Source organism: Streptomyces sp. NPDC058697, from assembly GCF_042715345.1.
GTDB classification, from domain to species: Bacteria; Actinomycetota; Actinomycetes; order Streptomycetales; family Streptomycetaceae; genus Streptomyces; species Streptomyces liliifuscus.
The window spans coordinates 605870-631782 of the sequence record NZ_JBHXSU010000001.1 but is presented as its reverse complement, the minus strand read 5'-3'; the positions used below and the strand labels follow the sequence as shown (position 1 = coordinate 631782).

The window sequence follows — 25913 nt, the reverse complement described above, 5'->3', positions numbered from 1 at the left end:
GCGCGATTGTTCACGAGGGCGTGAGGATGCCCGTGAGGACGATGTCGAGTGCCGCGTCGAGGCTGTCGGGCAGGTCGAAGGGTGGCGGCTCCTCCCTGATCCAGCGCAGCACGGTGGTGAAGTAGCAGGCCGCGAGCAGGGCGCCCGCCTGGTCGGAATCGACCTCGGGCCGGATCTCGCCGCGCTGCTTGCCCTCTTCGACGATCTTCGTGAGTTCGATTTCCAGTGACGGATCCTGGAACAGCCGGCCGAACCGTGCGGAGGCGCTCATGAGGACCGTGGTCTCCTCGCGGGAGGCGACGTTCAGTTCGGCCATCTCCCGCAGGTAGCGCCTGAGCCGCTCACCGACCGGCAGGACCTCCGCGTGCTCCTGGCCGAGGATCGCCGCGACCGACGCCCGGCGACGGACGCCCCACTCCTCCAGGAAGCCGACCTTCTGCGAGTAGTGGTTGAAGACGGTGGCCCGGGCGACGTCGGCGGTGTCGGCGATCTCGTCCATGGACGTCGCCTCGAACCCCTGGGTGACGAACAGCCCGACCGCCGCTTCGTACAGCTGATCACGTACCTGGCGGCGCTTCCGCTCCCGGCGCCCGGGGGCCGGTGTCTCGCTCGCGGGGACGGCTCCTGCGTCCGGGATCTTCATGGCTGCCAGTACAGCACAGCGCTGCACGCCTCTTGACCGTATCCGCGCATGGACTCTAGATTCCCACCCATCGATGGACTCAAGTCCATCAATGGATTCCAATCTCGCAATGTAGCGGGGCGTGGAAAGGAGGCAGCGTGGCTTCCGTACTTCCCGGGGCGGGCCGTGTGGACGTCGGCGGCGGCTGTCATGTGTGGCTCCCGGACCGGCGTGGCTGGGGCATGAGCAATGCCGGGCTGGTCGTCGGCCGGGGCGAGTCCCTGCTGGTCGACACCCTCTACGACCTGCGGCTGACCCGCGCGATGCTCGACGCGCTGGCTCCGGTGACCGCCGCCGCCCCCATCTCGACCGTGGTCAACACCCACGGCAACGGCGATCACTGGTTCGGCAATCAGCTCGTGGCTCGGGCCGAGATCATCGCGGCCCGCGGATCACTGGCCGACATGCGGCAGGTGGGCCCGTCCGAGATGCGGCAACTGGCGGCCGCCCAGGGACTCACCGGGCGGTTCGCCCGGAGGATCTTCGGCGCCTTCGACCACACGGACATCGAGCCCGTCCTGCCCGGCCGGGTCTTCGACGGCGAACTGGTGCTGGACGTCGGCGGCACGGAGGTCCGGCTGGTCGACGTGGGCCCCGCGCACAGCTGTGGCGACACCATCGTCCATGTGCCGCGGGCGGGGGTCGTCTACACCGGCGACATCGTGTTCGCCGGCGCCGCGCCCGTCGTGTGGCACGGTCCGTTCGCCAACTGGCTCGCCGCCTGCGATCTGCTCCTCGGTCTCGACGCCGACACCATCGTGCCCGGGCACGGACCGGTCACCACCAAGAAGGCCGTCCGGGACATCCGCGACTACCTCGAATTCGTCCACGAGCAGGCCACCACCCGGTTCACCGCCGGACTGCCCGCCATGGACGCCGCACGCGACATCCGCCTCGGGCGATTCGCCGGGCTGGACGAGAGCGAACGCCTCGCCGTCAACGTGCACACCGTCTACCGGGAACTCGACCCCTCCCTGCCCCCGCTCGACGGACCCGGCCTGTTCGGCCGCATGGCCGAACTCGCACTCGCCTGTCCCCACCCCGGTTTCTGAAGCCTGGGCCCTTCGATCCACCGGTCGTTTCCCGGACCACCCACCGGTCATTCCCCGGACCAGCCTGAGGAGGAGACATGGTCTCCGGACCCGCCCACGAACCACCCACCGCGCCGGCCGACGGGCCGTCGGCCGACGGCCCGCCGGCACGTCACACCGGCACGATCATCGCCGGCTGCCTCGCCGTGTGCCTGGCCCAGATCGGACTGGTGCTGCCCGCCGCGATCAACGGCGTCATCCAGCGCTCCCTGCAGACATCCGGCGCGGAACTGACGTGGATCAGCGACGCGTTCCTGGTTCCGGCCGCCGTGCTCGCGCTGACCTTCGGCGTTCTCGGCGACCTGTACGGACGCAAGAAGCTGTTGGTGGGTGGCGCACTGCTGGCCGCCGTCGGCTACGCGGTCTCCGCGACCTCCGACTCCGCGGCCCAGCTGATCACCGGCCAGGCCCTCTCCGGCATCGGCGCCGCCGCCCTCTTCCCCGCCTCACTCGCCGTGATCACCGCGAGCACACCGACGCCCGCCGCCCGGGCCCGCGCCCTTGCCTCGTGGACCACAGCCCTGTCGCTCGGCGCGCTCATCGCCCCGCTGCTCTCCGGCGCTGTCGTCGAACACACCTCCTTCCGCTGGGCGTTCGCCGCCACCGGGCTGCTCGCGCTCGGGGCGGCGGCAGCGGCCTGGCTGCTGACCGGCGAGTCCAGTGCACCGGAAGGCCGCTCGCTGGACTGGCCGGGGCAGATCACCATCGGCCTGGCACTGCTGGCCCTGCTGTACGGCATCATCCAGGGCCCCTCGGACGGCTGGGGGTCGGCGCCCGTCGTCCTCTCCCTCGTCGCCGCCGCGGTTCTGCTGGCGGCCTTCATCCGCGTGGAGAACAGCAGTGCCTCGCCGATGCTGCGCCTGGAGATGTTCCGTATCCCGGCCTTCGCCGCCTCGGCCGCGATGGCGGTCATCGGGATGTTCGGCTTCCTGGGAGGCGCGTACGACCTGAGCATCCGGCTGGGCGTGATCCAGCACCAGAGCCCGTTGCAGTCCGCGGTTCCCTTCCTGGTGATCCAGGGCATCACACCCTTCATCTGGCCGCTGCTGGTCCGGCTGCTGCACGGAGTCGGCCCCGGTCCGATGCTCGTCACCGGCTTCATGTCGTTGGCCGTCGCCCAGTTGTGGCTGAGGCAGGTGCCGATCCACGAGACCGGCCTGGTGCCCCTGCTCGGGCCGCTGGTTCTCAACGGCGTCGGCTTCGGACTGGTCGTCGCGGCCATCACCGCGGCCGCCGTCAACGTCGTACCGCCCAGTCTCACCGGCATGGCCGGCGCCACCACCAGCCTGGTCCGCGACCTCGGCCAGACCCTCGGTCCGGCCATTGTCGGTGCGGTCGCCCTGGGCCTGGCGACCAGCCGGCTGACGGACGGTCTCGCCGATGCGGGACTCACGCCGGCCGAACACGGAACCGCCACCGCCGTCCTCGAAGCGGGTGGACCCATCGCCCTGCACACCGCCGAACTCGGCCCGCTCAGCGCCAAACTCTCCCCGTTCACCGAACGGGCGCTGGCCGACGGCTACAACGCGGGACTCGTCCTGACCGCCGTCGCCTGCGTGGTCGCCGCCGCGATCGCCGCTGTCTTCCTGGGAGTCAGGACCCGTGGCCGCGATGCCGGTCAGAAGCCCGAAGGACAGATAGCCGCGCCAGAAGGGATCCTGCCGTGAAGTACGCGACCTTCCTCCACGAGGGACGGCAGAAGTCGGGAGTCGTGACCGACGACCGGATCCACCCCTTCGCCCCTGGCATCGGCCTGTTGGAGCTCATCCAGGCAGGCGAGAGCGGACTGCGGGCCGCAGGCGAACGGGCCCTCACCGGGTCACGGCCCCTCGCGCTCGGCGAGATCCGGCTGCTGCCGCCACTGCAGCCGCCGACCGTACGGGATTTCATGACGTTCGAAGGGCATGTGGCCGCGGTCGCCCAGGGATTCGGCGACACCGTCCCTGAAGAGTGGTACGCCCAACCGGCGTTCTACTTCAGCAACCCGTACGCGATGATCGGCGCCCACGACGACGTCCCCGTTCCGCCGGGCTGCCGGCGCTTCGACTTCGAACTGGAAGTCGCCGCTGTCATCGGACGAGCCGGGCGGGATCTGACTCCCGAGCAGGCCCGGGAGCACATCATCGGCTACACGATCCTCAACGACTGGTCCGCCCGCGATCTGCAGGGCCCGGAGATGAAGGTCAAACTCGGCCCGGCCAAGGCCAAGGACACCGCCACCACCCTCGGCCCCTGGCTGGTCACCGCCGACGAACTCGGTCAGCGCCGCGACCCGGAAGGCTTCCTGGACCTCGAACTGACCGTCGACGTGAACGGCGTGACCATCGGTCAGGACACCCTCGCCAACATGGCGTGGACTTTCGAGGAAATGGTCGCCTACGCCTCGCGAGGCACCTGGGTCCGGCCCGGCGACGTCCTCGGCTCCGGCACCTGTGGCAACGGAGGCTGCCTGGCCGAGCACTGGGGCCGGGCCGGCGCACTCGAACCGCCGCCCTTGGATCCCGGCGACACCGTCACCATCACGGCCCAGGGCCTGGGCACCGTCAGCAACACGGTTGTCGAGGGAGTGGCCCCCTTGGCCATAGCCACGGCGCGCCGCAGGCTGTGAAACCCCGCGGACAGGTGGCCGGAACGGGCGGGGACCAGAGCTTCCCGAACCTCAACTCGGGGGCTCACGTGCGGACCCAGCGGTGGTAGGCGTCCAGGTCGACGTTGCTGCCGCAGATGACGGTGGCCACGTGGCGGCCGGCGAAGCGGTCACGGTCCTCCAGGACGGCCGCGACGCCGAGGGCCGCCGAGGGTTCGACGACCAGGCCCGCGCGCTCCAGGAGCATCCGCATGCCCGCGACGATGGACGCCTCGCGGACCAGGACGGCGTCGTCGGCCACCGTGAGGAGATCGTCCAGGACCGCGGGGATGGGGTGCCGCCCGGCGACGCCGTCGGCGATGGTGTCGGTCGAGTCGGTGGAGATCACCCGGCGCTGCTGCCAGGAGCGGGTCATCGCGGGTGCGCCGAGGGGCTGCACGCAGATCACCTCGACGTCCGGCGAAAGGGTCTTCAGGACGTATCCCACTCCGGTGGCCATCGCGCCGCCGCCCAGGGCGATCAGCACCGCGTCGAAGGAGGGCGCCCCGCCGGCCAGTTCCAGGCCGATGGTCGCCGCGCCCTCGCAGGTCTCGATGTCGAGGCTGTCCTCGACCAGCCGGACGCCACGCCGTCGCGCGATATCCACGGCCCGTTCGCGGGCCATCTCGAAGTCGCCGTCGACCAGTTCCAACTCCGCTCCCAGCGCGCGGATCCGATCGAGCTTGGCAGCGGGCGCCCTGTGTGAGGCCACGACCGTCACATCGAGGCCGTGGCGGCGACCGGACCAGGCGAGCGCCTGCCCGAGGTTCCCGGCACTGGCGCACACCGCGGCTGTACCGCCCCGGCCGGTCAGCTGGCCGGCGACAAGCTCGGTACCGCGGGCCTTGAAACTGCGCACCGGGTTCGCCGTCTCCAGCTTGATACTCACCGTGCAGCCGAGCTCACGCCCCAACGCGTCGCACTGGTACAGCGGAGTGTCCAGGAAGACCGGGTCGATATCCCGACGGGCCGCGCGGATCCGGGCAAGATCGAGGCGCGTCGTGAGCATGTCCAGCAACCTACCCCTCCGCGCTTTCACAGCCGAGATCAACAGCCTTACACCGCCCATGACTTGGCGTGTCGCGGTCGGCGCACCGGCCTTTGTCCCGTACGTGGAAAAAGTATCGAGATCATGTGTGAAAGGGGTTACGGAGCTCGACAAAGCTCGCTAACTTCCTTGAAATGAGCCGGTCATAGAGCCGCAACCGGTCATGACGGCGCGACGGCGCGCGCCTGTGCACTGCTTGGCAGCCCGGCGAGGGCTGTCGTCATCCCACCCCACTTTGGGAGACCTCTGTGCGCAACAAACCGCTCAGACACAGACGTATCCGCTACCTGCTGACCGCCGTGGCCTGCGCCTTCGGCTGCCTGCTGCCCATGCCCCAGGCTGCCGCCCGCCCGGCGGATCCGGCCCCCGGGCCCAAGGCGGCCGCCGTCGAGTACCAACAGGTCACCCTCGCCAAGGGCGTGGCCGAGACGGGCGAGCCCATGACGCTCGCGGTGCTGCCGGACCGCTCGGTCCTGCACACCTCCCGTGACGGCACCATCCGGCTCACGAACGCCGCGGGGACCACCGCCGTCGCGGGCAAGCTGGATGTGTACAGCCACGACGAGGAAGGCCTGCAAGGCGTCGCCGTGGACCCCGGTTTCGCGTCCAACCGGTCCATCTACCTCTACTACGCCCCCAAGCTGAGCACTCCGGCCGGTGACGCCCCGGCCGACGGCACGGCCTCCGACTTCGCCCCCTTCGACGGGGTCAACCGGCTCTCCCGGTTCGTGCTGAAGACCGACGGCACCCTTGATCTCGGCAGCGAGAAGAAGATCCTCGACGTGCCGGCCTCCCGCGGCATCTGCTGCCACGTGGGCGGCGACATCGACTTCGACGCGGCCGGAAACCTGTACCTGTCCACCGGCGACGACACCAACCCGTTCGCCTCCGACAGCTACACCCCGATCGACGAGCGCTCCACCCGCAACCCCGCCTTCGACGCCCAGCGTTCCTCGGCCAACACCAACGACCTGCGCGGCAAGGTCCTGCGGATCAAGGTCAACGCCGACGGGTCGTACGCGATCCCGAGCGGCAACCTCTTCGCGCCCGGCACCGCGAAGACCCGTCCCGAGATCTACGCGATGGGCTTCCGCAACCCCTTCCGCATGAGCGTCGACAAGCCCACCGGCATCGTCCACCTCGGCGACTACGGCCCCGACGCAGGCACCGCCAGCCCCACGCGCGGCCCCGGCGGGCAGGTGGAGTTCAACCGGATCACCAAGGCCGGCAACTACGGCTGGCCGTACTGCACCGGCGACAACGACGCCTACATCGACTACAACTTCGCCACCGGCGCCTCCGGGCCGGCCTTCAACTGCTCGGCGCCCACGAACAAATCGCCGATCAACACGGGCCTCACCGCGCTGCCTCCCGTCCAGCCCGCCTGGATCCCGTACGACGGCGGATCCGTACCGGAGTTCGGCAACGGCTCGGAGTCCCCGATGGGCGGCCCGGTCTACCGCTACGACGCGGCCTCCGCCTCCGAGGTGAAGTTCCCGCAGGAGTACGACGGCGACTACTTCGCCGGGGAGTTCGGCCGCCGCTGGATCAAGCGCATCGAGTCCGGCACCGACGGCACCGTGCAGTCCATCAACGCCTTCCCCTGGAGCGGCACCCAGGTGATGGACATGGCCTTCGGCCCCGACGGCGCCCTGTACGTCCTCGACTACGGCACCGGCTACTTCAGCGGCGACGAGAACTCCGCCCTGTACCGCATCGAGCACACCGTCGACGGGCTCGCCCCGACCGCACAGGCGAAGGCCGACGTCACCTCGGGCAAGGCGCCCCTGGCCGTCGCGTTCTCCTCGGCCGGCAGCACCGACCCGGACGGCGACGCCCTCAGTCATGCCTGGACCTTCGGGGACGGCGGCACCTCCACCGCCGCCAACCCCTCCCACACCTACGCGGCCAACGGCCAGTACACGGCCACGCTGAAGGTCACGGACACCACCGGCAAGTCCGCGACGGCGTCCGTTCAGATCACGGTGGGGAACACCGCGCCCACGGTCAAGCTCGACCTGCCCCTGGACGGCAGCATCCACGACTTCGGTGACGCCATCCCCTTCAAGGTGACGGTGACCGATCCCGAAGACAGCACTGACGGCACGATCGACTGCTCCAAGGTGAAGGTCACCTTCATCGTCGGACACGACAGCCACGGCCATCCGCAGACCTCGACCACCGGATGCAGCGGCACGCTCCAGACCCTGGCGGACGGCGAGCACGACCCCAACGCCAACATCTTCGGCGTGATCGACGCCGAGTACACCGACAAGGGCGCCGGCGGCCAGCCCGCGCTGACCACACACGACCAGCACGTCGTCCAGCCCAGCCACCGGCAGGGCGAGCACTACGGCGCCTCCGCCGGCATCGACGTCATCTCCCACGGTCCCGCACACGGCGGGAAGACCGTCGGCAACATCGAGAACGGCGACTGGATCTCCTTCCAGCCGTACGCCCTCGGCAACGCGACACGGTTCACCGCCCGGGTCTCCTCCGCGGGGGCCGGCGGCACCATCGAGGTCCGCGCAGGATCCACGACCGGCACCCTGCTCGGCACGGCGACCGTGCCGGTGACCGGCGGGTGGGAGACCTTCCAGGACGTGACGGCCGGCCTCAGCAACCAGCCCACCGGCTCCACCTCCCTCCACCTCGTCTTCAAGGGCGGCAGCGGCGCGCTCTTCGACGTGGACGAGTTCTCCTTCACCACCTCGGGCGGCAGCCCCCGCTCGGGTGAGGTGAAGGGCGTCAACGGCAAGTGCCTGGACGTGGACAACGCCCAGACGGCCGACGGCACCAAGGTCCAGATCTGGACGTGCAACACCTCCGCCGCCCAGAAGTGGACGGTCTCCGGTGACGGCACGCTGCGGGCTCTGGGCAAGTGCCTGGACGTGTCCGAGGGTGGCTCCGCGGACGGTACGAAGATTCAGCTCTGGACCTGCAACGGTTCGGGCGCGCAGACCTGGGCGGCCCAGTCCGACGGCACGGTCCGCAATCCGCAGTCCGGCAAGTGCCTGGACGCCTCCGGTGGCACCTGGAACGACGGAACCGCGGTCCACCTGTGGACCTGCCACGCCAACGCCAACCAGAAATGGACCCTGCCGTAGGAGGGAGGAGACCGACCATGCGTACTTACCTGAAAGCGGCCCTCGGCCTGTTCGTGGGCGCCACGCTCTGCCTGACCCCGCAGGCCGCGGCGGTGCCCGGAGCGGTGGGCCAGTCAGCCACCGGTTCCGTGACCGCTGAAGCACGGCCACTCGCGGCTGCGGCTGCCGACCCGGCGTACAAGATCCTCGTCTTCTCCAAGACGGCGGGCTTCCGTCACTCCTCGATCGACGAAGGCATCGCGGCCCTGCGCGGCCTGGGCACCGCGAACAACTTCACCGTGGACGCGACCGAGGACGCGGGAACCTTCACGACCGGCAACCTCGCGCAGTACAAGACCGTCGTCTTCCTGTCGACGACGGGCGACGTGCTGAACGCCGCCCAGCAGACGGTCTTCGAGCAGTACATCCAGGGCGGCGGGGGATACGTCGGCATCCACGCCGCCGCCGACACCGAGTACGACTGGCCCTTCTACGAGGGCCTGGCCGGCGCGCTCTTCCACTCGCATCCGGCCATCCAGTCCGCCACGGTCGAGGTGGAGGACAGGGCGCACGACGCAACCGCCCATCTCGGCAGCACCTGGCAGCGCACCGACGAGTGGTACAACTACCGCACCAACCCGCGCACCACCGCCCGCGTCCTGGCCTCGCTCGACGAGTCCAGCTACTCCGGCGGGAACATGTCCGGCGACCACCCGATCGCCTGGTGCAAGGAATATCAGGGCGGCCGGGCCTTCTACACCGGCGGCGGGCACACCGAGGAGTCGTACGCCGCGCCCGACTTCCGGCGCCACCTCCTCGGCGGCATCCGCTGGGCCGCCGGAATGACCGACGCCGACTGCCGCCCGGAGACCGGCTACACACCACTGTTCGACGGCTCGTCCACGAGCGGCTGGAAGCAGGCCGGTCCGGGGCAGTTCAGCCTCGCGGACGGCACGCTCACCTCCGTGGGCGGGATGGGCCTGTTCTGGTACAACGCCCAGGAGTTCACCGGCGACTACTCCCTCAAGCTCGACTGGAGGATGGCCGGGGACGACAACTCCGGTGTCTTCATCGGCTTCCCGGCCTCCGACGACCCGTGGACGGCGGTGAACAACGGCTACGAGATCCAGATCGACGCCACCGACGCCGCCGACCGCACGACGGGATCCGTCTACGGCTTCAAGTCGGCGGACATCGCCGCACGCGACGCCGCGCTGAATCCGCCGGGGGAGTGGAACACGTACGAACTCCGGGTCACCGGCGAGCGGTTGGAGATCTTCCTCAACGGCCGGAAGATCAACGACTTCACCAACACCGATCCCGTACGGAGCCTGCGGCAGGGGCACATCGGCATCCAGAACCATGGCGACGGCGACGACGTGTCCTTCCGCAACATCCGCGTCAAGCGCGCCGGCGGCCAGGAGCCCGGCCCCCGCTCGGGTGAGGTGAAGGGCGTGAACGGCAAGTGCCTGGACATCGACAACGCCCAGACGGCGGACGGCACCAAGGTCCAGATCTGGACGTGCAACACATCCGCCGCCCAGAAGTGGACGGTCTCCGGTGACGGCACGCTGCGGGCTCTGGGCAAGTGCCTGGACGTGTCCGAGGGTGGCTCCGCGGACGGTACGAAGATTCAGCTCTGGACCTGCAACGGTTCGGGCGCGCAGACGTGGGCGGCCCAGTCCGACGGCACGGTCCGCAATCCGCAGTCGGGCAAGTGCCTGGACGCCTCGGGCGGCACCTGGAACGACGGAACTCCGGTCCACCTGTGGACCTGCCACGCCAACGCCAACCAGAAATGGACCCTGCCCTGACGAACCGACCGACCGGCACGGCACGGTGAACCACCTGTCTTCCCCATGACTTCGCCCCGCTCACCGGTGTGAGCGGGGCGAAGGCGTTGTGAGCCGGCTGACGAGGCCGGACCGTGCCCCTTGTGTCGGGTTTCTGCCGGTTGGTGACCTCGCCTTCGCGGGCGGCGAACGCGTGAAGTTCGTGGATCCCTCGCGGAGAAAGTGGTCGTTCCGGCGCCCGAGTCGGGTTCCTATGCCCGGATTGCGGGTGGAGGAAACTATGAATCTGAGAATCCAGTGAACATCCTGTGGCCACATCCGTATCGAAGGAGAGCTTGTCCCACACCGGAAGTCCCGCCGGTTCCGAGGATGTTCAGAGAGGCCTGATGAGACGCAACACGCGGAAGAAGTCGAAGACCACCGTTCGGGTGGTGGGCGCTGCGGCGGCACTGGCCATGGGGGCCGGCGGACTCGTCGCGGCCAACATCTACGCCTCTGCCGATGAAACCGGCGCAGCGAAGGGCACGGCCCAGAACCAGGCGTTGGCGGCCGGATCCTCCACGATCGACTGCCCCGACGTCGGCCAGCAGTTGAAGGCGGTGCCCGCCAAGGCCCGAACCCAGGTCGACAGGGAGCTTGCCCTGCTCGACAAGCAGGTGTCGGAGGCCTACCAGCGCCTCTCCACCTCCCAGCAGGCGATTCAGCAGGACGCCAACTTCGCGCAGAACGCGATCGTGAACCCGCTGAAGGACAAGCGGAAGGCCACGATCGACCGGATCGTCATCGCCATCGGCCGTGTGGGCACCAAGCCGCAGGGCCTTGAGGCGCTGGCGCCCTGTACGTTGCGCTCCACGGGCAACCAGCCCGCTGCCGGTCAGCCCAGCCAGCCCGCCTCCGGTCAGCCGGCTGCGGGTCAGCCCTCCGGTCAGCCGGCCGCCGGCCAGCCCGCCGCTGGTAACGGGCCCGTCGCCGCCGACTTCGTGGACATCACCAAGGTCAAGCCCAACGTGAGCGCGCCGCGCAAGTCGTCGAAGGCGTCCAAGGGCACCTTCGTCACCAAGTGCGGGGTGAACGCCAACAAGCTGTACAACAGCGACAACGTCATCGTCGCGCCCGGTGTCACCAACGGCGCCCACCACGTGCACGACTACGTCGGCAGCCAGGACAACGACGCCTTCACCAGCGACCAGGACTTCCTGAAGGCCAACACCAGCTGCAAGAACAAGGGCGACAAGTCGTCCTACTACTGGCCGGTGCTGCGCCTGCAGGACGGCACCAAGGAGTTCGACGCCGACCGGCTGGGCGGTGGGGCCGAGGGCAACACCGGCCGCATCCTGACCGCCAAGCAGGCCACGCTGGACTTCGTGGGCAGCCCGCGCGGCAAGGTCGTGGCGATGCCGCAGCTCCTGCGCATCATCACCGGTGACGCCAAGGCGTTCACGAACGGCCCGGCCAACGCCAACGCCTCCTGGAGCTGCACGGGCTTCGAGAGCAAGGTGCAGCTGAAGGACAAGTACCCCCTCTGCCCGTCGGGCCGGGACGTGGTGCGCACCTTCAAGTTCCAGAGCTGCTGGGACGGCACCAACATCGACAGCGCCAACCACCGTACGCACGTGGCCTTCGCCGACGCCCAGGGCAACTGCCCGGCCGGCTTCAAGGCCATTCCGCAGCTGGTTCAGCGGCTCGTGTACGACGTGGACGCGCCCAGCCTGAAGGACAACGGGAAGACCCGGCCGTTCTTCTCCCTGGACGGGTTCCCGGAGCAGGCGCACAAGCCGATCACGGACCACGGCGACTTCATCAACGTGTTCGACACGAAGGTGCAGAACAAGATGGTCCAGTGCATCAACTCCGGACGCAGGTGCAGCTGAGTCCGAACCGCTGGTCCAGCCGGCGGTAAGCAGGTCGTAGGTAGGGGTGGGCGTCGTGCGAACGGCGCCCACCCCGCCGCGTTCAGGGCGTCGAGCGGGTCGACGGCCTAGGCTTCCGGTCGGCACCGGAACCGGCACCGACCCCAGGAGCGCACACCGTGTTCGACCCCGCACCCGAGCACCCGTACCCCGACGGTCATCGGCCGGACGAGGCGCCGAAGCCGCACGCACTGCTCGAACCCGTGCTCGGCCTCCTGGGTTCCTGGCACGGCCGGGGTCGGGGCGGTTACCCCACGCTCGCCGAGGACTTCGCGTACGCGCAGGAGGTGACCTTCAGTCATGACGGCCGCCCCTTCCTGCGTTACGAGGCCAGGGCCTGGCTGCTGGACGCCGATGACGCTCCGCTGCGTCCGTCGGCCCGGGAGAGCGGCTGGTGGCGGCTGCAGCCCGACGGCCGGGTGGAGGCACTGATCACCCAGCCGACCGGCATCGCCGAGATCTTGGTCGGCCGTGCGGCGGACAGGACGGTCGATCTCTCCACCCATGAGGTGGCTCTCGCCCCCACGGCCAAGAAGGTCGACGCCACCCGCCGCCGCTACACGCTGACCGACGACGACACGCTCACGTTCGACCACGACCTGGAAGCGGTCGGCCAGCCCCTGCAGCACCACCTCTCGGCGCTGCTGCACCGAACCGCCCCCGGAGATCGAGGAAGACCATGACCAGCATCGCCATCATCGGAGCCGGACCCGGACTGGGCGCGGCCGTCGCGCGGCGCTTCGGCAGCGAGGGCTTCGACGTCGCGCTCATCGCCCGCGACCACGAGCGGACGAACGCCTTCGCCGCCGAGCTGGGCCGCGAGGGCATCACGGCCCGGGGCTTCGCAGCCGACGTACGGGATCCGAAGGCACTCGCGGCCGCCCTCGACGCGGTGAACGCGACTCTCGGTCCGGTCGAGGTCCTTCAGTACAGCCCGGTCCCGCAGCGGGACTTCATGCTGCCGGTCCTGGAAACCACCCACGCCGACCTCACCGGCCCGGTCGAGTTCTCCGTCTACGGGCCCGTCGTCGCCGTACAGCAGGTGCTCCCCGGTATGCGTGCCCTGGGCCGCGGCACCGTCCTCTTCGTCAACGGCGGCACCGCGGTCGTCCCCCACCCCGACCGCGCCGGTACGTCCATCGCCTTCGCCGCGGAGAGCGCGTACGGCCATCTGCTGCACGACGCGCTCGGCGGCGAGGGCATCCATGTGGCGCAGCTGATCGTCCCCGGCGCGATCATCGCCGGACACCACAGGAAGGACCCCGCCGTGCTCGCGGACACCTTGTGGGGGATCCACCAGGAGCGGCACGGGTTCCGGCACTATGCCGACGACCTCGACTCCTGACGGCCGGCCGGTGACCTGGGCGGCATACTCCGCGGCCCGGGCGGTGGACTCTGTGGCCCAGACGGCGGACTCCGTGGCCTAGGCGGCGGACTCCGCCGGGCGGGGGACGAGCCGCATCGTGGTGGAGTTCGCCTCGGGGCCGGTGATGGCCTTGATGATGTTCGCGGCGTAGTGGCCGTACTTGGCGCGGTAGGCGGCGTCGACCTCGTCGTTGAGGGCGGGATCGGCATCGACGAAGGTCACGTCCTTGTCCACGCCACCTGCCTGGATACGCCCCTGCAGCCGGGCACGGGTGCCCCGGTACCAGGCGGCCGTCGGCCCGTTGACGGACCGTACGCAGATGTCGTCGCCGACGCGGACGACCCAGATGGTCCGCCAGCTGCCCGGTGATCCGTCGCGCCGCAGGGAGACGACGCGCAGTTCCTCGGCGTGCTCGATCCGGGTGAGTTCGTCATTCGGCCAAGTCGTCATCGACGGGTCTCCTTGTCGCTACCGGTGTCGCTACCGGGGTGCCGGCCTGGGAACCAGACTCACCGCCGCGATCGGCACCGGCAACAGCACGGCGCTCAATGGGCCGACGGCGTGCCGGCGGGAGACGGCCGGGTACGGCCAACCTCCATGACTACAGGGGGAGTTCACACTGCACCACTCTGGCGCGCGTGCGATCACTTGGGCTACCGTCGGTAACACCTTGCCGCCGCAGCGGCATCTCTGGCGTCTCCCGCCCCCTCCGCACCTCCTCCGGAAGGCACCCCCATGGAGAATTCAGCAGCCACGGCTGCCATCACGCGCCGCCGTGCCCTGACGGTGGCGGGCGGCACGCTCGCCGGCGCCGCCCTGGCCCAGTCGGCCGGATCCGCCTTCGCCGCCTCGTCGTCGGACGCGGACGCGATCGTCGTCGGCGGCGGGCTCGCCGGGCTCGTCGCCACGGCGGAGCTTGCCGCGGCGGGCCGCAAGGTACTGCTCCTGGACCAGGAACCGGAGACGAACCTCGGCGGACAGGCGTTCTGGTCCTTCGGCGGTCTGTTCCTCGTCAACTCCGACGAGCAGAGACTCATGGGCATCAAGGACACCCAGGAGCTGGCCTGGCAGGACTGGCAGGGCACGGCCGGCTTCGACCGCGGCATCACCGACCCCAAGGGCCAGGACCACTGGGCGTACAAGTGGGCCGAGGCATACGTGGACTTCGCCTCCGGTGAGAAACGCTCCTGGCTCGCCGGCCTCGGCGTGCAGTGGTTCCCGATCGTCGGCTGGGCCGAGCGGGGCGGCGGTCTCGCGGACGGACACGGCAACTCCGTGCCCCGCTTCCACGTCACCTGGGGCACGGGACCGGCGGTCGTCGAGCCGTTCGAGAAGAAGGTGCGGGCCGCGGTCGAGGCCAACAAGGTGACCTTCAAGTTCCGGCACCGCGTCGACGGGCTCGTGACCACGGGCGGGGCGGTCACCGGCGTACGCGGCGCGATCCTGGAGCCGAGCAGCGCCGCCCGCGGCAAGCCCAGCTCCCGTACGGTCGTCGGCGAGTTCGAGCTGCGCGCCCCGGTCGTGATCGTCACCTCCGGCGGCATCGGCGCCAACTACGATCTCGTACGCCAGAACTGGCCGGCCCGGCTCGGCACCCCGCCCAAGACCATGATCACCGGCGTGCCGGCCCATGTGGACGGCCGGATGCTCGCGATCACCGAGAAGGCGGGCGGCCGGATCGTCAACCCGGACCGCATGTGGCACTACACCGAGGGCCTCAGGAACTACGACCCGATCTGGCCGGGCCACGGCATCCGCATCCTGCCGGGCCCGTCGTCCATGTGGTTCGACGCCACCGGCAAGCGTTTCAGCGCACCCGACATGCCCGGCTACGACACCCTCCACACGCTCAAGTCGATCACTGACACCGGGTACGACTACTCCTGGTTCGTGACCACCCAGAAGATCATCGCCAAGGAGTTCGCGCTCTCCGGCTCCGAGCAGAACCCGGACCTCACCGAGAAGAACATCTGGATGCTCCTCTCGCGCATCTGGCAGACCCCGGAGCCGATCGAGAAGTTCAAGAAGAACGGCGTGGACTTCGTCGTCGCCACGACCCTGTCCGAACTCGTCCGCGGCATGAACAAGTTGACCGGGGACGGCCTGATCGACCTGAACGACCTCCAGCGGCAGATCGACGCACGCGACCGGGAGATGGACAACCCCTACTCCAAGGACGCCCAGGTCATGGGCATCCGCAACGCCCTCTCCTACCCCGGGGACACCCTCAGCCGCACGGCCGCCGCCCACAAGATCATGGACAGCAGCGCCGGGCCGCTGATCGCCGTACGCCTCAACATCCTCACCCGCAAGACCCTCGGCGGCCTCCAGACCGACCTCTCCGGCCGCGTCCTGAACGCGGCCGGAGAAGCCGTACCCGGTCTGTACGCGGCCGGTGAGGTGTCGGGCTTCGGCGGAGGCGGCGTCCACGGATACCGGTCCCTGGAGGGCACGTTCCTCGGCGGCTGCCTGTTCTCCGGCCGCACGGCGGGACGGGCGGCGGCAGCGGCGACCGCCTCCTGAGACTCACGCAGACGCGGCGCCGATGTGGCGCCGACGCGATGCCGAATGTGGGTGCCGGCGCGGAGACCAACCCCGCGCCGGCGCTCCCGGGTCGAAGTCATGGCGACGCGCGCCCCAACCCTTCAACTCCCTTGAGCCGAACGACGTAATGTGATCGGTCATGAGAGATTCGGTTCGGTTCATGAGGGGCTCAGGGGTATGGGGGACGGCGGCTCGTTAGGCGACCTCGTGGTCGCGGCGCGGGACCGGGCGTTCGTCGGGCGGGCGGCGGAACGGGCGATGTTCCGGTCCGCGCTGGCGGGGGACCCCCACGGTTCGCCGGTGCTCTATCTGCACGGGCCCGGCGGAATCGGAAAGTCCACGCTGCTGAGGCGGTTCGCCCTCGAAGCGCGGGAGGCGGGACGGCTGGTCGTCGAGATCGACGGCCGTACGGTTCCGGCGACGCCCGACGACTTCGAGCAGGCCGCGGGAAAGGCGATCGGCGAGCCCGGATCGGTGCTCCTGGTCGACGCGTTCGAGCACTGCCAGGGCCTGGAGCACTGGTTGTGGGAGCACTTCCTGCCACGGCTGCCGCTGGGCACGGTCGCGGTGGTCGCCGGGCGCTCGGCCCCCGATCCGCGCTGGGTCGCCGACCCGGGATGGGCCGACCTGATGCACGTCGTGCCGCTGCGGAACCTGGCCCGGGGCGACGCCGCCACCTTCCTGCGGGTACGCGGCGTCCCGGACGGGGCACACCACGCGCTGCTGTCCTTCACCGGTGGCAATCCGCTGGCCCTGTCCCTGGCCGCCGCGGTCGTCGTGCGCCAGGACGCGGACGGTACGGCCAGGGCGGCCGACTGGGCACCCGGCCGGGGCGTGATCGCGACGCTGCTGCCGCGACTCGTCGGCGATCCGCCGAGCCCCGCACACCGCACCGCGCTGGAGGTCTGCGCCCAGGCCGACGTCACCTCCGAAGCCCTCCTGCGGGCGATGATGGGCGAGCGCGCCCCCGAACTGTTCGCCTGGCTGCGCACCCAGCCCTTCATCGAATCCACCGCGGCCGGGCTCTTCCCGCACGACGTGGTGCGCGAGGTGCTGGCAGCCGACCTGCGCTGGCGCGACCCGGACGGATTCGCCGCCCTGCGCCGCCGGATGTACGAGTATCTGCTCGGCCGCGTCAGAGAGGCGTCGGCCGCGCAGATGCTCCCGGCGATGCAGGCGCTGGTGTATCTGCACCGGACCCTCGGCCATCTCGCGCAGGCCTTCGAGTGGGACTCCTACGGCCAGGTGCGGGAACTCCCCTGCACTCCCGCCGACGAGAAACGCGTGGTGGAACTGGTCCACGAGACTGAGGGACCCGAGTCCGCCGCACTCGCCCGGTTCTGGCTGGACCGGCAGCCCGAGGCGTTCGTCGTCTACCGGTCGACCGGTACCGATGACATCGTTGCCTTCTCCGCCTGGCTGCAACTCGCCGAGCCGGAGGGGGAGGACGTCGATCCGGTGGTGGCCGCCGCCTGGGCCCATGTGCGGACGGCCGAGCCGTTGCGGGCGGGGGAGCGCGTGGCCGTCGCGCGTTTTCATGTCAGCCCGCAGGCGTACCAGCGGCCTTCGGCCGCCATGAACCTGGTCCAGTGGCGCGTGATCGGGGAGATCGTCCGGTCCGACGATCTCGCGTGGTCGTTCGTCGTGATGCGGGACGACGGCTTCTGGGACGACTATCTCGAACGCAGCGACATGCTGCCGACCGACGCCGGACCGGTGGTCGGCGACCACGGATACCGTCTGTTCGCCCACGACTGGCGTACCCGGCCCGCCCTGGCCTGGATGGTGGAGAAGAACAAAGCCCTGCTGGCCGGCGCCGGCCTCGATGTCGGCACGGGCACGCATCTCGGCACCGGCACACATCCCGGTGCCACCGCCGGTGCGGTCGCGACTTCCGCCCCGGGCGGGTCTCCGCGGGAAGGCACGGACCACGTCGTGCTGTCCCGGCGGGAGTTCGACACCGCCGTACGGGACGCCCTGCGCGCGCTGTGGTGGCCCAACGAGCTCGCGGCCAACCCCCTCAGCCGCAGCCGCCTGGTCGCGGCGCACGGCCAGAGCCTCCACGACGTCCTGCTGCGCGCCATCGACACCGTGCCGGCGGAGCGCGGCGGGGAGAAACGGCACCGCGTCCTCACGACCACCTACAGCAAGGCCGCGCCCACCCAGGAGGCGGTGGCCAGACGTCTCGGGATGTCCTTCAGCACCTATCGGCGGCATCTGACGGCCGCCGTGAAGCGCGTCAGCGATGTGCTGTGGAGTCATGAACTGAGCGGAGAACCGATGGTGCCCGCCGGCCGGGACCTGACGGCGGACCAGCGGGACGGGCGGCCGCTCGACGGCCCGGTCCCGGGTTGATGGACAGTGGTGAGCAGTCATCGACCATGAATACGGCTGTTGCCGGGACTCCGGCCCGCCGAGAATTCCCGGCCGTGCCCATCCGACATCCGTACTCGGCCGCTTCGCCGTCGACAGGGGAACCCGCCCGCCCGTCCGCCGACCCCACGTCGACCGGCCGGCCATCCGCCTATCCGGTCGACATCGTCGTCTCCTTACGACGCGAGGGGACGGCCAGGCTCCTGCGCACCCTGCGCAGCCACCAGGTGCTGCCTGCTCTCCTCCATCCGTGGGGCTCCGGAGCGGCCTACCGGTCGCTGCTGCGGGAGCCGGATTCGCTGAGTCTGCTGGACGTCCCGGACGGAGCGGAGACGGACGATCTCGCGCAGCGCGTGCAGGTGCTCAGCGCCCTCTCCTCCGTCGTCGTGCTGACCCCCGGCCACATCGACGCCGTCGACCTGCTGCGGGCGGGGGCCGCCAATGTGCTTCCCCGTGACATGCCCCCGCCCGAACTCGCCGGCCGGCTGACCGCCGAACGCCGCTGGCTCGGCACGTCCGCCCCGTCCCGGGACCGCCACCCGCGCGCCCTGCCGCAACAGGTCCTGCGGCCCCGGCAGTTGTCCCAGGGGATACTCCTCGACGTCCTGCTGACATCCGCACGCCCGTGGTGCTGCCACGACCTGTGTCTGCTGCTGGGCACGGCCCGGGCCCCGATGAGCCGCCGGGCCCTTCAGGCACGCATGCTCCGGCTGAGCGAACGCCTGACGCCGTACGGGCTGTCGGTCACCAGCACCGTCCAGTGGGGCAGGACCACGTACACGGGTATCGGCGGCTAGTCCGGCGGGACCGACAGAGGCGCTCGCCGCCTCATCCAGTGGCGCGGACCGGCCGCCGTGCCGGACGGCCGGCCAGCAGCCGAAGGCACGCCACCGGACGGTCACGTACCGGACGGCGGGCGACCGAGGCACCGCGGGCCGTCACCGACGCCAGTCGCTGGTGATGCAGGTCCAGGATGAACCGCATCAGCCGCCGGTGCTCCTCGGAGCAGTGCTCCAGAAGCACGGTGGCCTCGTGGAGCGTGGCGCGCGCCGCCTCGACGGTGGCCGCGACCAGCGCGCGGACGCCGGGCAGGTCGCGCCCCTTCTCGAGGTCGGCGCGAGTGATGCCGTGCCGGTCGAGATCGCTGAGGGGCAGATACAGCCGCCCGCCGCGCAGGTCCTCCGACAGGTCGGTGAGGATGTCCGTGCGCTGGGCGGCGTCGGCGAACAGCCGGCAGGAGGCGGCGAACTCGGCGCTCCCGCCCCCGAGATGGGCCAGCCCCGACGTGATCATCAGGAACGGCCAGGTGAGCTGCTCCACATACCGCTGGTAGTCGGCCTCGGTCTCGAACCCGGAGAAGTCGAGGTCGATCCGCGCGCCCTCCAGGTACGAGTCGACCCAGCGGCGCGGCAGTTCACGCTCCGCCGCGGTGTGCAGGAACGCCCGCAGCAGGGGATGCGTGGCGTTTCCCGTACTCAGCGCCGTACGCACCTGCTCGGCCCAGGTGTCGTAGTGCCGTGTGCGTTCCTGGACCGTTCCCCGGTCGCAGACGTCGTCGGTGAACGACGCGAACGCGTACCCGGCCAGCACATGGGGCTGATGGGAGGCGGGCACCAGCAGCCGCACCGCCAGATAGCCGGCGGGCTCGCGCCGCTGCATGAACCGCGCGACCTTCATGTAGTCGTCACGCAGAGCGCCCTGGTGCGCTCCTGCCGATTCCAGACAACTCCGCCAGGTCCGCACTTACGTCTCCCACGCGATGGTTCCTTTTTATAACTAAGGAACGCGCAGGCTATCAGTCACGGTTCCAGGACCTCTCACCGGCGGCGGCGCAGGGTGAACGCCGCGCCCGCCGTGATCAACAGGCCGGCCGCACCGCCCGCCACGAGAGGCAGGGCCAGGGACTGGCTGTCGTCGCCCGAGCCGGACGAGGAGGCCGCCTCGCCGGCCGCGTCGGTCACGGTGACCGACGGTTCCACCGGGGCGCTCGTGGCATCGGCCGGGGACGCCGACGGCGTGGGAGTGGCCGCGGCCTTGGTGGGGGCGGCCTTCGTCGGTGTCGCCGCGGGCTTCTCCGGCTCGGACGCGCCGGTACCGCCCTCGCCTGCCCCCGCGTTCTGCTTCGCCGCGGGGAAGACCACGTCCGAGCACGAGTAGTACGTGTCCGGCGTGCTCGTGTTCTGCCAGATCGTGTAGAGCAGATGGCGTCCGGTGCGGTCGGACGGCAGCTTGGCCCTGATCCGGTAGGCACCGTTCACGAGCGCCGGGTCGGTGGCCGTCGCGAAGGGCTGCGACGGCAGGTCGGACCAGGTCAGGGGCTTCGTCGGGTCGTAGCCCTCCTTGGTCAGGAACAGCTTGAACGAGCCCGTGTGCGGAATCGTCGACCGATAGGTGAGCGTCATGTTCGCCCCGCCGGTCAACCTGGTCGACGGCCAGTCGGCGCGGGCCAGGTCCAGACCCCGGTAGGCGGCGATGCCCCCGCTGCACAGCTTGCCGTCGGGGACGACCTGGCGGTCCCGGCCGTTGACGCCCGCGAGGCGCAGATTGTCGAAGGCCGCGATGCCGGAGGAAACGGCGGCCCGGCACGCCGCCGACTGCGACTGCTGCCCGCCGGGGGAGCAGGCCACCACCCGGCTCACGGGGTCCGTCGGCGCGCCGTGCGCGGCGGCGGGCCCGGCGGCCCACACCGCGAGCAGGAGCGGAGCCGTCCCGAGGAGGGCGGCGGTGCGGTGTGCGGTCATGGGTCGGGTCCTCCTAGCACGGCGAACGGGTCGGACCCGTTGCCCCACAAGTACGGGGATCACACGACACCCGTTCAACACCCCCCGTACGGGCGATCAATACGCGCCGCCCGGCGCACGCCCCGCTGGAATGGAGCCGTGACCGCGCCCCCGGACGACTGCCTCGCGCGCAACGAGTGGATCTGCGGTGAATACCTCAGCACCCGCCGCGACATCCTTCTCGACGCGGTCGGCCAGCACCTCCAGCTGACGGCGCTCTCCGTCCTCATCGGGCTGGCCCTCGCCGTGCCACTGGCCGTGCTGGCGCGCCGCTGGGGCTGGGCGTCGGGCCCGGTGCTCGCCGTGACGACGATCCTCTACACGATCCCGTCGCTCGCCATGTTCTCGCTGCTCCTGCCGGTCTACGGGCTGTCGGAGGCCCTCGTCGTCGCCGGCCTCGTCCTCTACTCGCTCACCCTGCTCGTACGGAACATCCTGGCGGGACTGCGGGCCGTGCCCGAAGAAACCAGGCAGGCGGCCCGCGGCATGGGCTACGGGCCCATCCGCCTGCTGCTCACCGTGGAACTGCCGCTCGCCCTGCCCGCCGCCATGGCCGGGCTGCGGATCGCCACCGTCTCGGCGGTGTCGCTGGCCACGGTCGGCGCGATCGTCGGCTTCGGAGGGCTCGGCAACCTCATCTACTCGGGCATGAACACCTTCTTCAAGGCGCAGGTCCTCACCGCGTCCGTGCTCTGTGTCGTCATCGCCGTCGCCGCCGATCTGCTGCTGCTCGGGGTGCAGTGGCTGATCACCCCGTGGACCCGGGCGGCCAGGGCGTGAACACACTGGCCGACGCCTGGGACTGGCTCACCGACTCCGCGCACTGGGCGGGCGACGACGGCGTCTGGCACCGGCTCACCCAGCACCTCGTGCTGACCGTGGTCTGCCTTGTCATCAGCTGTCTGATCGCGCTGCCGGTCGCCCTCGTCCTCGGCCACCTCGGCAAGGGCGGCGCGCTCGCCGTCAACATCTCGAACGTCGGCCGCGCGATCCCCACCTTCGCCGTCCTCGTCCTGCTCCTCCTCACCCCCATCGGCAAGTGGGGCGAGGGCCCGACGGTCGTCGCGCTCGTCCTGTTCGCCGTGCCGCCGCTGCTCACCAACGCGTACGTCGGGATGCGCGAAGTCGACCGCGACGTCGTGCGGGCCTCGCGCGGGATGGGCATGACCGGGCGGCAGATGCTGTGGCGGGTCGAGGTGCCCCTCGCCATGCCGATGATCCTCAACGGGGTGCGCATCGCGGCCGTGCAGCTCGTCGCCACCGCCACGATCGCCGCGCTCGCGGGTGGCGGCGGCCTAGGACGCATCATCACCGCCGGGTTCAACCTCGCGAGTACGCCCCAGGTCGTCGCCGGAGCCGTCCTCGTGGCCGTCTTCGCGCTGCTCGTCGAAGGGGTCTTCGAGGTGGCCGAGCGACTGGCACCCAAGAGGGGCGCGCGGTGAGGCGGCGCGCCGCACTCGCGGGTCTGCTCCTGCTGACCGGCTGCGCCTCCGGTCCTTCGCTGGAGACCCAGGGCGAGGTCACCGAGTCACCCGGCGACAGCAAGCATCTGACCATCGGCTCGGCCGGCTTCACCGAGAGCGATCTGCTCGCCACGATGTACACCCTGCTGCTGAACGAGGCCGGCTACAAGACGTCGACGCTCACCGTCGCCAACCGCGAACTGTACGAACCCGCCCTGGAGTCGGGGCAGATCGACGTCGTCGCCGAGTACGCGGCGACCTTCGCCGACTGGCTCAACGCCAAGACCAACGGGGCGGACGCGCCGGCCGTAGGCTCGCCCGACCTGAAGGCCACGATGAGCGCGCTGGGCAAGCTCGCCACCCCGCGCGGGCTCACCGTCCTCGACCCCGGCAGAGCGGTCGACCAGAACGCCTTCGCGGTGACCGGAGAGTTCGCACGGCAGCACGGCCTCAAGACCCTGAGCGACCTCGGCAGGTCCGGCCTTGAGGTGCGGCTCGCGGCGGGCGACGAGTGCGTACAACGGCCCTACTGCGCACCGGGGTTGAGGAAGACGTACGGCATCGACATCACCGGTGTGGACCCGAAGGGTGTCGGCACTACGCAGGCGAAACGGGCCGTGCAGAACGGGCAGGACCAGATGGTGCTCACCACCACGACGGACGCGACGCTCGACGAGTTCGGACTCGTCCTGCTCGCGGACGACAAGGATCTGCAGAACGCCGACTACATCGTGCCGGTCGTGAACCGCTCCCGGGCGGGCAGCGAGGGCGTGACCGGGGCGCTGGACAGGCTCAACGAGGTACTCACCACCGCCGATCTGGCATCCATGAACGAGCAGGTCGACAACTGGCGCCGCCTGCCCGAGGACGTGGCGCGTACGTACCTGAAGGACAAGGGCCTCCTCAAGTGACAGGTCTGTGACGTCGGTGACCGTACTGGAGCGGTGGCTCGGGTTCCCGCGCCCGGCGCCCGTCGGTACAGGTACTCCATGGGGGACAAAAACGGGGAAAGCCGCCTGGAATGGCGGAAGAGAGTGTGCGAGACGATCGAGGGAGCGGGCACCGATCTCGATCCGCAGGGGCTGACGGACCTGGTGGAGCCCGAACTACGGGACGCCTACCTGCAGTTCGGCAGGTCGTTTCCCGAGCAGCAGCTGCACCTGCAGTCGCTCTACGGCGAAGCACAGCGCGCCTTCGAGGAGAAGACCAGACAGTCGCTGCGGACCACGGTTCAGCGCGTGCTGAGAAACGTCCTGCTTGACCAGCGGCTGGGAGGTCCGGAGCCCGACAAGTATCTGGCCGCGTATCTGGAACGGGAGATCCTGCGCATCCGGGTCCGCCTCGACCAGGACGGCGAGCTGGCCGTCAACCGCGGTCTCAACAGCGGATTCGTGCTGGGGATGGTCCTGCTGATCGTGCCGCTGCTGGCGGGGGAGAAGCTGCTCGGCCTCTGTGACGTCTCGCTGAAGTGCACCGACCGATGGAGCCTGTTGGGCGCACTCGTGTGCGGGGGAGCGGGAGCGTTCGGGGCGGTGCTCAGCGTCCTGACCCGTCTGCGCAACAGCGGCGACCAGCTGATGCGCCGACCGGCCAACGGGTCGAAGGAAGCGGTCCCGCCCGGTCAACAGGCCCGCGCCATGCGGCGCGGCGGGGTCCACCGGGTCTTCCTCGGCTGGCTGCTCGCGATCGCCGTCTACCTGCTGCTCGGCAGCGGTCTTGTCACGGTGATCGAGATACCCGCCGGCATCACCGACGTCTGCTCCACGGAAGGGCGCGCGGACTCGGCGGGCACCGCCTTCTGGGGGTTCTGGGGCGCCATCGGCTTCCTGGCCGGGTTCAACGAGCGGTGGGCGTACGGCCTTGTCGGGCGAGGGGCCACCTCGCGCAAGGGAGGCGGTTAGGCGCCCGCTCAAGGGCATCGGACAGGCGTCCGCTCAAGGGCAGCAGCGGCCAGGCGTCCGCTCAAGGGCATCGGCTAAGCGTCCGCCACCGAGTCGAACTCCACCTGGCCCCGCGCCACGCCCAGTGCGTCCGCGTCCACCGAGCGCCGCAGCGCCTCGTGCAGCTTCGCGGGAGTCAGTACGCCCAGGAACCGCGCGCCCTCCAGCACGGCCACCCACCCGGCGTCGTGCTGGAGCATCACACCGAAGGCCTGCTTCAGCGGGGCGCCCACCGGCACCCAGGAGTTCATCCGGTGGGCGAGGTCACCGACCGTGCCGCCGGCGGCGAGTTCATCGACGCCCACCCAGCCGTGCAGATCGCCGTCGGAGTCCAGGACGACGGCCCAGCGGGAGCCGTCCGCGTTCAGCCGGGATGCGGCCCGCTCGGCCGGCTCGTCGAGGCGCGCGACCGGCGGCTGCTCCAGGTCGTCGGGCTCGATCTCGGTGACCGACAACCGCTTCAGACCCCGGTCGGCGCCCACGAACTCGGCCACGTACGGAGTCGCCGGGGTGCCCAGCACCGCGCCGGGCGTGTCGAACTGCTCGATGCGCCCCTGCCCGTACACCGCGATGCGGTCGCCGAGCCGGACGGCCTCCTCGATGTCGTGCGTGACCAGCAGCACCGTCTTGCGCACGGCGGCCTGCATCCGCAGGAACTCGTCCTGCAACTGCTCGCGCACCACGGGGTCGACCGCGCCGAACGGCTCGTCCATCAGCAGGACCGGCGGGTCGGCGGCGAGCGCCCGCGCCACGCCGACACGCTGGCGCTGACCGCCCGACAGCTGGTCCGGATAGCGCGAGCCGAACGTCTTCGGGTCCAGACCGACCAGGTCGAGCAGCTCGGCGGCCCTGGCCCGGGCCTTCGCCTTCTTCCAGCCCACGAGCGTGGGCACGGTCGCCGTGTTGTCGAGGACGGTCCGGTGCGGGAAGAGGCCCACCTGCTGGATGACGTATCCGATCCGCCGCCTGAGCTTCACGGGGTCCACCGCCGCGATGTCCTCGCCGTCCACGAGGATCCGGCCGGACGTCGGCTCGATGAGGCGGTTCACCATCATCATGGTCGTCGTCTTGCCGCAGCCGGACGGGCCCACGAGCGTGACGAGTTCGCCCTCGGACACCTCGAAGGAGAGGCCGTCCACGGCCGTCGTGCCGTCCGGGTAGCGCTTGGTGACCTGCTCGAACCGGATCATGCCCTCACGCTAACCGCGCCC

The 25913-nt window shown here is 70.3% G+C and carries 21 protein-coding genes; 15 read left to right on the top strand and 6 right to left on the bottom strand.

Annotated elements, in window-relative coordinates:
- Nucleotides 1–10: 10 nt before the first annotated feature.
- The gene (locus ACFWXQ_RS02765) at nucleotides 11–643 is read right to left on the bottom strand and encodes a TetR/AcrR family transcriptional regulator (RefSeq protein ID WP_383947178.1); all 633 of its coding nucleotides are present in this window, start codon (nucleotides 641–643) and stop codon (nucleotides 11–13) included.
- A 137-nt stretch (nucleotides 644–780) separates the two neighbouring features.
- On the opposite strand from ACFWXQ_RS02765, the gene ACFWXQ_RS02760 reads away from it, so the two are divergent.
- From ACFWXQ_RS02760 to ACFWXQ_RS02750, 3 genes are all read left to right on the top strand, one after another.
- Nucleotides 781–1734 carry an MBL fold metallo-hydrolase gene (locus ACFWXQ_RS02760; protein WP_383947181.1) on the top strand — a complete coding sequence of 318 codons (954 nt, stop codon included), beginning with the start codon at nucleotides 781–783 and terminating at the stop codon, nucleotides 1732–1734.
- A 77-nt stretch (nucleotides 1735–1811) separates the two neighbouring features.
- Complete coding sequence (locus ACFWXQ_RS02755) at nucleotides 1812–3440, top strand: MFS transporter (RefSeq protein ID WP_386267364.1); 1629 nt, start codon at nucleotides 1812–1814, stop codon at nucleotides 3438–3440.
- On the top strand, nucleotides 3437–4381 hold the full coding sequence (locus ACFWXQ_RS02750) for a fumarylacetoacetate hydrolase family protein (protein WP_383947185.1): 945 nt from the start codon (nucleotides 3437–3439) through the stop codon (nucleotides 4379–4381). Before ACFWXQ_RS02755 ends, ACFWXQ_RS02750 begins: the two co-directional genes overlap by 4 nt.
- 64 nt (nucleotides 4382–4445) lie before the next feature.
- Here the strand turns inward: ACFWXQ_RS02750 and ACFWXQ_RS02745 are convergent, their stop codons facing one another.
- On the bottom strand, nucleotides 4446–5408 hold the full coding sequence (locus ACFWXQ_RS02745) for a threonine/serine dehydratase (RefSeq protein ID WP_383947189.1): 963 nt from the start codon (nucleotides 5406–5408) through the stop codon (nucleotides 4446–4448).
- A gap of 287 nt (nucleotides 5409–5695) precedes the next feature.
- On the opposite strand from ACFWXQ_RS02745, the gene ACFWXQ_RS02740 reads away from it, so the two are divergent.
- From ACFWXQ_RS02740 to ACFWXQ_RS02720, 5 genes are all read left to right on the top strand, one after another.
- Nucleotides 5696–8554: a PQQ-dependent sugar dehydrogenase gene (locus tag ACFWXQ_RS02740; RefSeq protein ID WP_383947192.1), complete on the top strand. Its 2859-nt coding sequence runs from the start codon at nucleotides 5696–5698 to the stop codon at nucleotides 8552–8554.
- A gap of 17 nt (nucleotides 8555–8571) precedes the next feature.
- A complete protein-coding gene (locus tag ACFWXQ_RS02735) occupies nucleotides 8572–10347 on the top strand; it encodes a ThuA domain-containing protein (protein WP_383947194.1) in 1776 nt (591 codons plus the stop codon).
- A 365-nt stretch (nucleotides 10348–10712) separates the two neighbouring features.
- On the top strand, nucleotides 10713–12197 hold the full coding sequence (locus tag ACFWXQ_RS02730; RefSeq protein ID WP_383947197.1) for a DUF1996 domain-containing protein: 1485 nt from the start codon (nucleotides 10713–10715) through the stop codon (nucleotides 12195–12197).
- 158 nt (nucleotides 12198–12355) lie between these two features.
- Entirely contained in the window at nucleotides 12356–12919 is a 564-nt protein-coding gene (locus tag ACFWXQ_RS02725; protein WP_383947200.1) for an FABP family protein, read from the top strand.
- The gene (locus ACFWXQ_RS02720; protein WP_383947203.1) at nucleotides 12916–13581 is read left to right on the top strand and encodes an SDR family NAD(P)-dependent oxidoreductase; all 666 of its coding nucleotides are present in this window, start codon (nucleotides 12916–12918) and stop codon (nucleotides 13579–13581) included. Before ACFWXQ_RS02725 ends, ACFWXQ_RS02720 begins: the two co-directional genes overlap by 4 nt.
- Before the next feature lie 78 nt (nucleotides 13582–13659).
- Here ACFWXQ_RS02720 and ACFWXQ_RS02715 read toward each other — a convergent pair whose 3' ends face one another.
- Nucleotides 13660–14052, bottom strand: coding sequence for a DUF2255 family protein (locus tag ACFWXQ_RS02715; protein ID WP_383947206.1), 393 nt, complete (start codon nucleotides 14050–14052; stop codon nucleotides 13660–13662).
- 285 nt (nucleotides 14053–14337) lie between these two features.
- On the opposite strand from ACFWXQ_RS02715, the gene ACFWXQ_RS02710 reads away from it, so the two are divergent.
- From ACFWXQ_RS02710 to ACFWXQ_RS02700, 3 genes are all read left to right on the top strand, one after another.
- Complete coding sequence (locus tag ACFWXQ_RS02710; RefSeq protein ID WP_383947209.1) at nucleotides 14338–16125, top strand: FAD-binding dehydrogenase; 1788 nt, start codon at nucleotides 14338–14340, stop codon at nucleotides 16123–16125.
- A gap of 198 nt (nucleotides 16126–16323) precedes the next feature.
- Complete coding sequence (locus ACFWXQ_RS02705; protein WP_386267359.1) at nucleotides 16324–18501, top strand: ATP-binding protein; 2178 nt, start codon at nucleotides 16324–16326, stop codon at nucleotides 18499–18501.
- A 74-nt stretch (nucleotides 18502–18575) separates the two neighbouring features.
- Nucleotides 18576–19316 carry a hypothetical protein gene (locus ACFWXQ_RS02700; protein WP_383942427.1) on the top strand — a complete coding sequence of 247 codons (741 nt, stop codon included), beginning with the start codon at nucleotides 18576–18578 and terminating at the stop codon, nucleotides 19314–19316.
- A 31-nt stretch (nucleotides 19317–19347) separates the two neighbouring features.
- Here ACFWXQ_RS02700 and ACFWXQ_RS02695 read toward each other — a convergent pair whose 3' ends face one another.
- Together ACFWXQ_RS02695 and ACFWXQ_RS02690 are read right to left on the bottom strand one after the other, a co-directional pair.
- A complete protein-coding gene (locus ACFWXQ_RS02695) occupies nucleotides 19348–20262 on the bottom strand; it encodes a squalene/phytoene synthase family protein (protein WP_383942430.1) in 915 nt (304 codons plus the stop codon).
- A 74-nt stretch (nucleotides 20263–20336) separates the two neighbouring features.
- Nucleotides 20337–21260 carry a lytic polysaccharide monooxygenase gene (locus ACFWXQ_RS02690; RefSeq protein ID WP_383942433.1) on the bottom strand — a complete coding sequence of 308 codons (924 nt, stop codon included), beginning with the start codon at nucleotides 21258–21260 and terminating at the stop codon, nucleotides 20337–20339.
- Between the two features lie 138 nt (nucleotides 21261–21398).
- On the opposite strand from ACFWXQ_RS02690, the gene ACFWXQ_RS02685 reads away from it, so the two are divergent.
- From ACFWXQ_RS02685 to ACFWXQ_RS02670, 4 genes are all read left to right on the top strand, one after another.
- Nucleotides 21399–22079: an ABC transporter permease gene (locus tag ACFWXQ_RS02685; protein ID WP_383942435.1), complete on the top strand. Its 681-nt coding sequence runs from the start codon at nucleotides 21399–21401 to the stop codon at nucleotides 22077–22079.
- Nucleotides 22076–22741, top strand: coding sequence for an ABC transporter permease (locus tag ACFWXQ_RS02680; RefSeq protein WP_383942523.1), 666 nt, complete (start codon nucleotides 22076–22078; stop codon nucleotides 22739–22741). Before ACFWXQ_RS02685 ends, ACFWXQ_RS02680 begins: the two co-directional genes overlap by 4 nt.
- Nucleotides 22738–23673 (top strand): ABC transporter substrate-binding protein, encoded by a 936-nt coding sequence (locus ACFWXQ_RS02675; protein WP_383942438.1) that lies wholly within the window; start codon nucleotides 22738–22740, stop codon nucleotides 23671–23673. The genes ACFWXQ_RS02680 and ACFWXQ_RS02675 overlap by 4 nt, the downstream gene beginning before the upstream one ends.
- Nucleotides 23674–23751: 78 nt before the next feature.
- A complete protein-coding gene (locus ACFWXQ_RS02670; RefSeq protein WP_383942441.1) occupies nucleotides 23752–24663 on the top strand; it encodes a hypothetical protein in 912 nt (303 codons plus the stop codon).
- Nucleotides 24664–24737: 74 nt separating this feature from the next.
- On the opposite strand, the gene ACFWXQ_RS02665 is transcribed toward ACFWXQ_RS02670, so the two are convergent.
- Nucleotides 24738–25892 (bottom strand): ABC transporter ATP-binding protein, encoded by a 1155-nt coding sequence (locus tag ACFWXQ_RS02665; protein WP_383942444.1) that lies wholly within the window; start codon nucleotides 25890–25892, stop codon nucleotides 24738–24740.
- Between the last annotated feature and the right edge of the window lie 21 nt (nucleotides 25893–25913).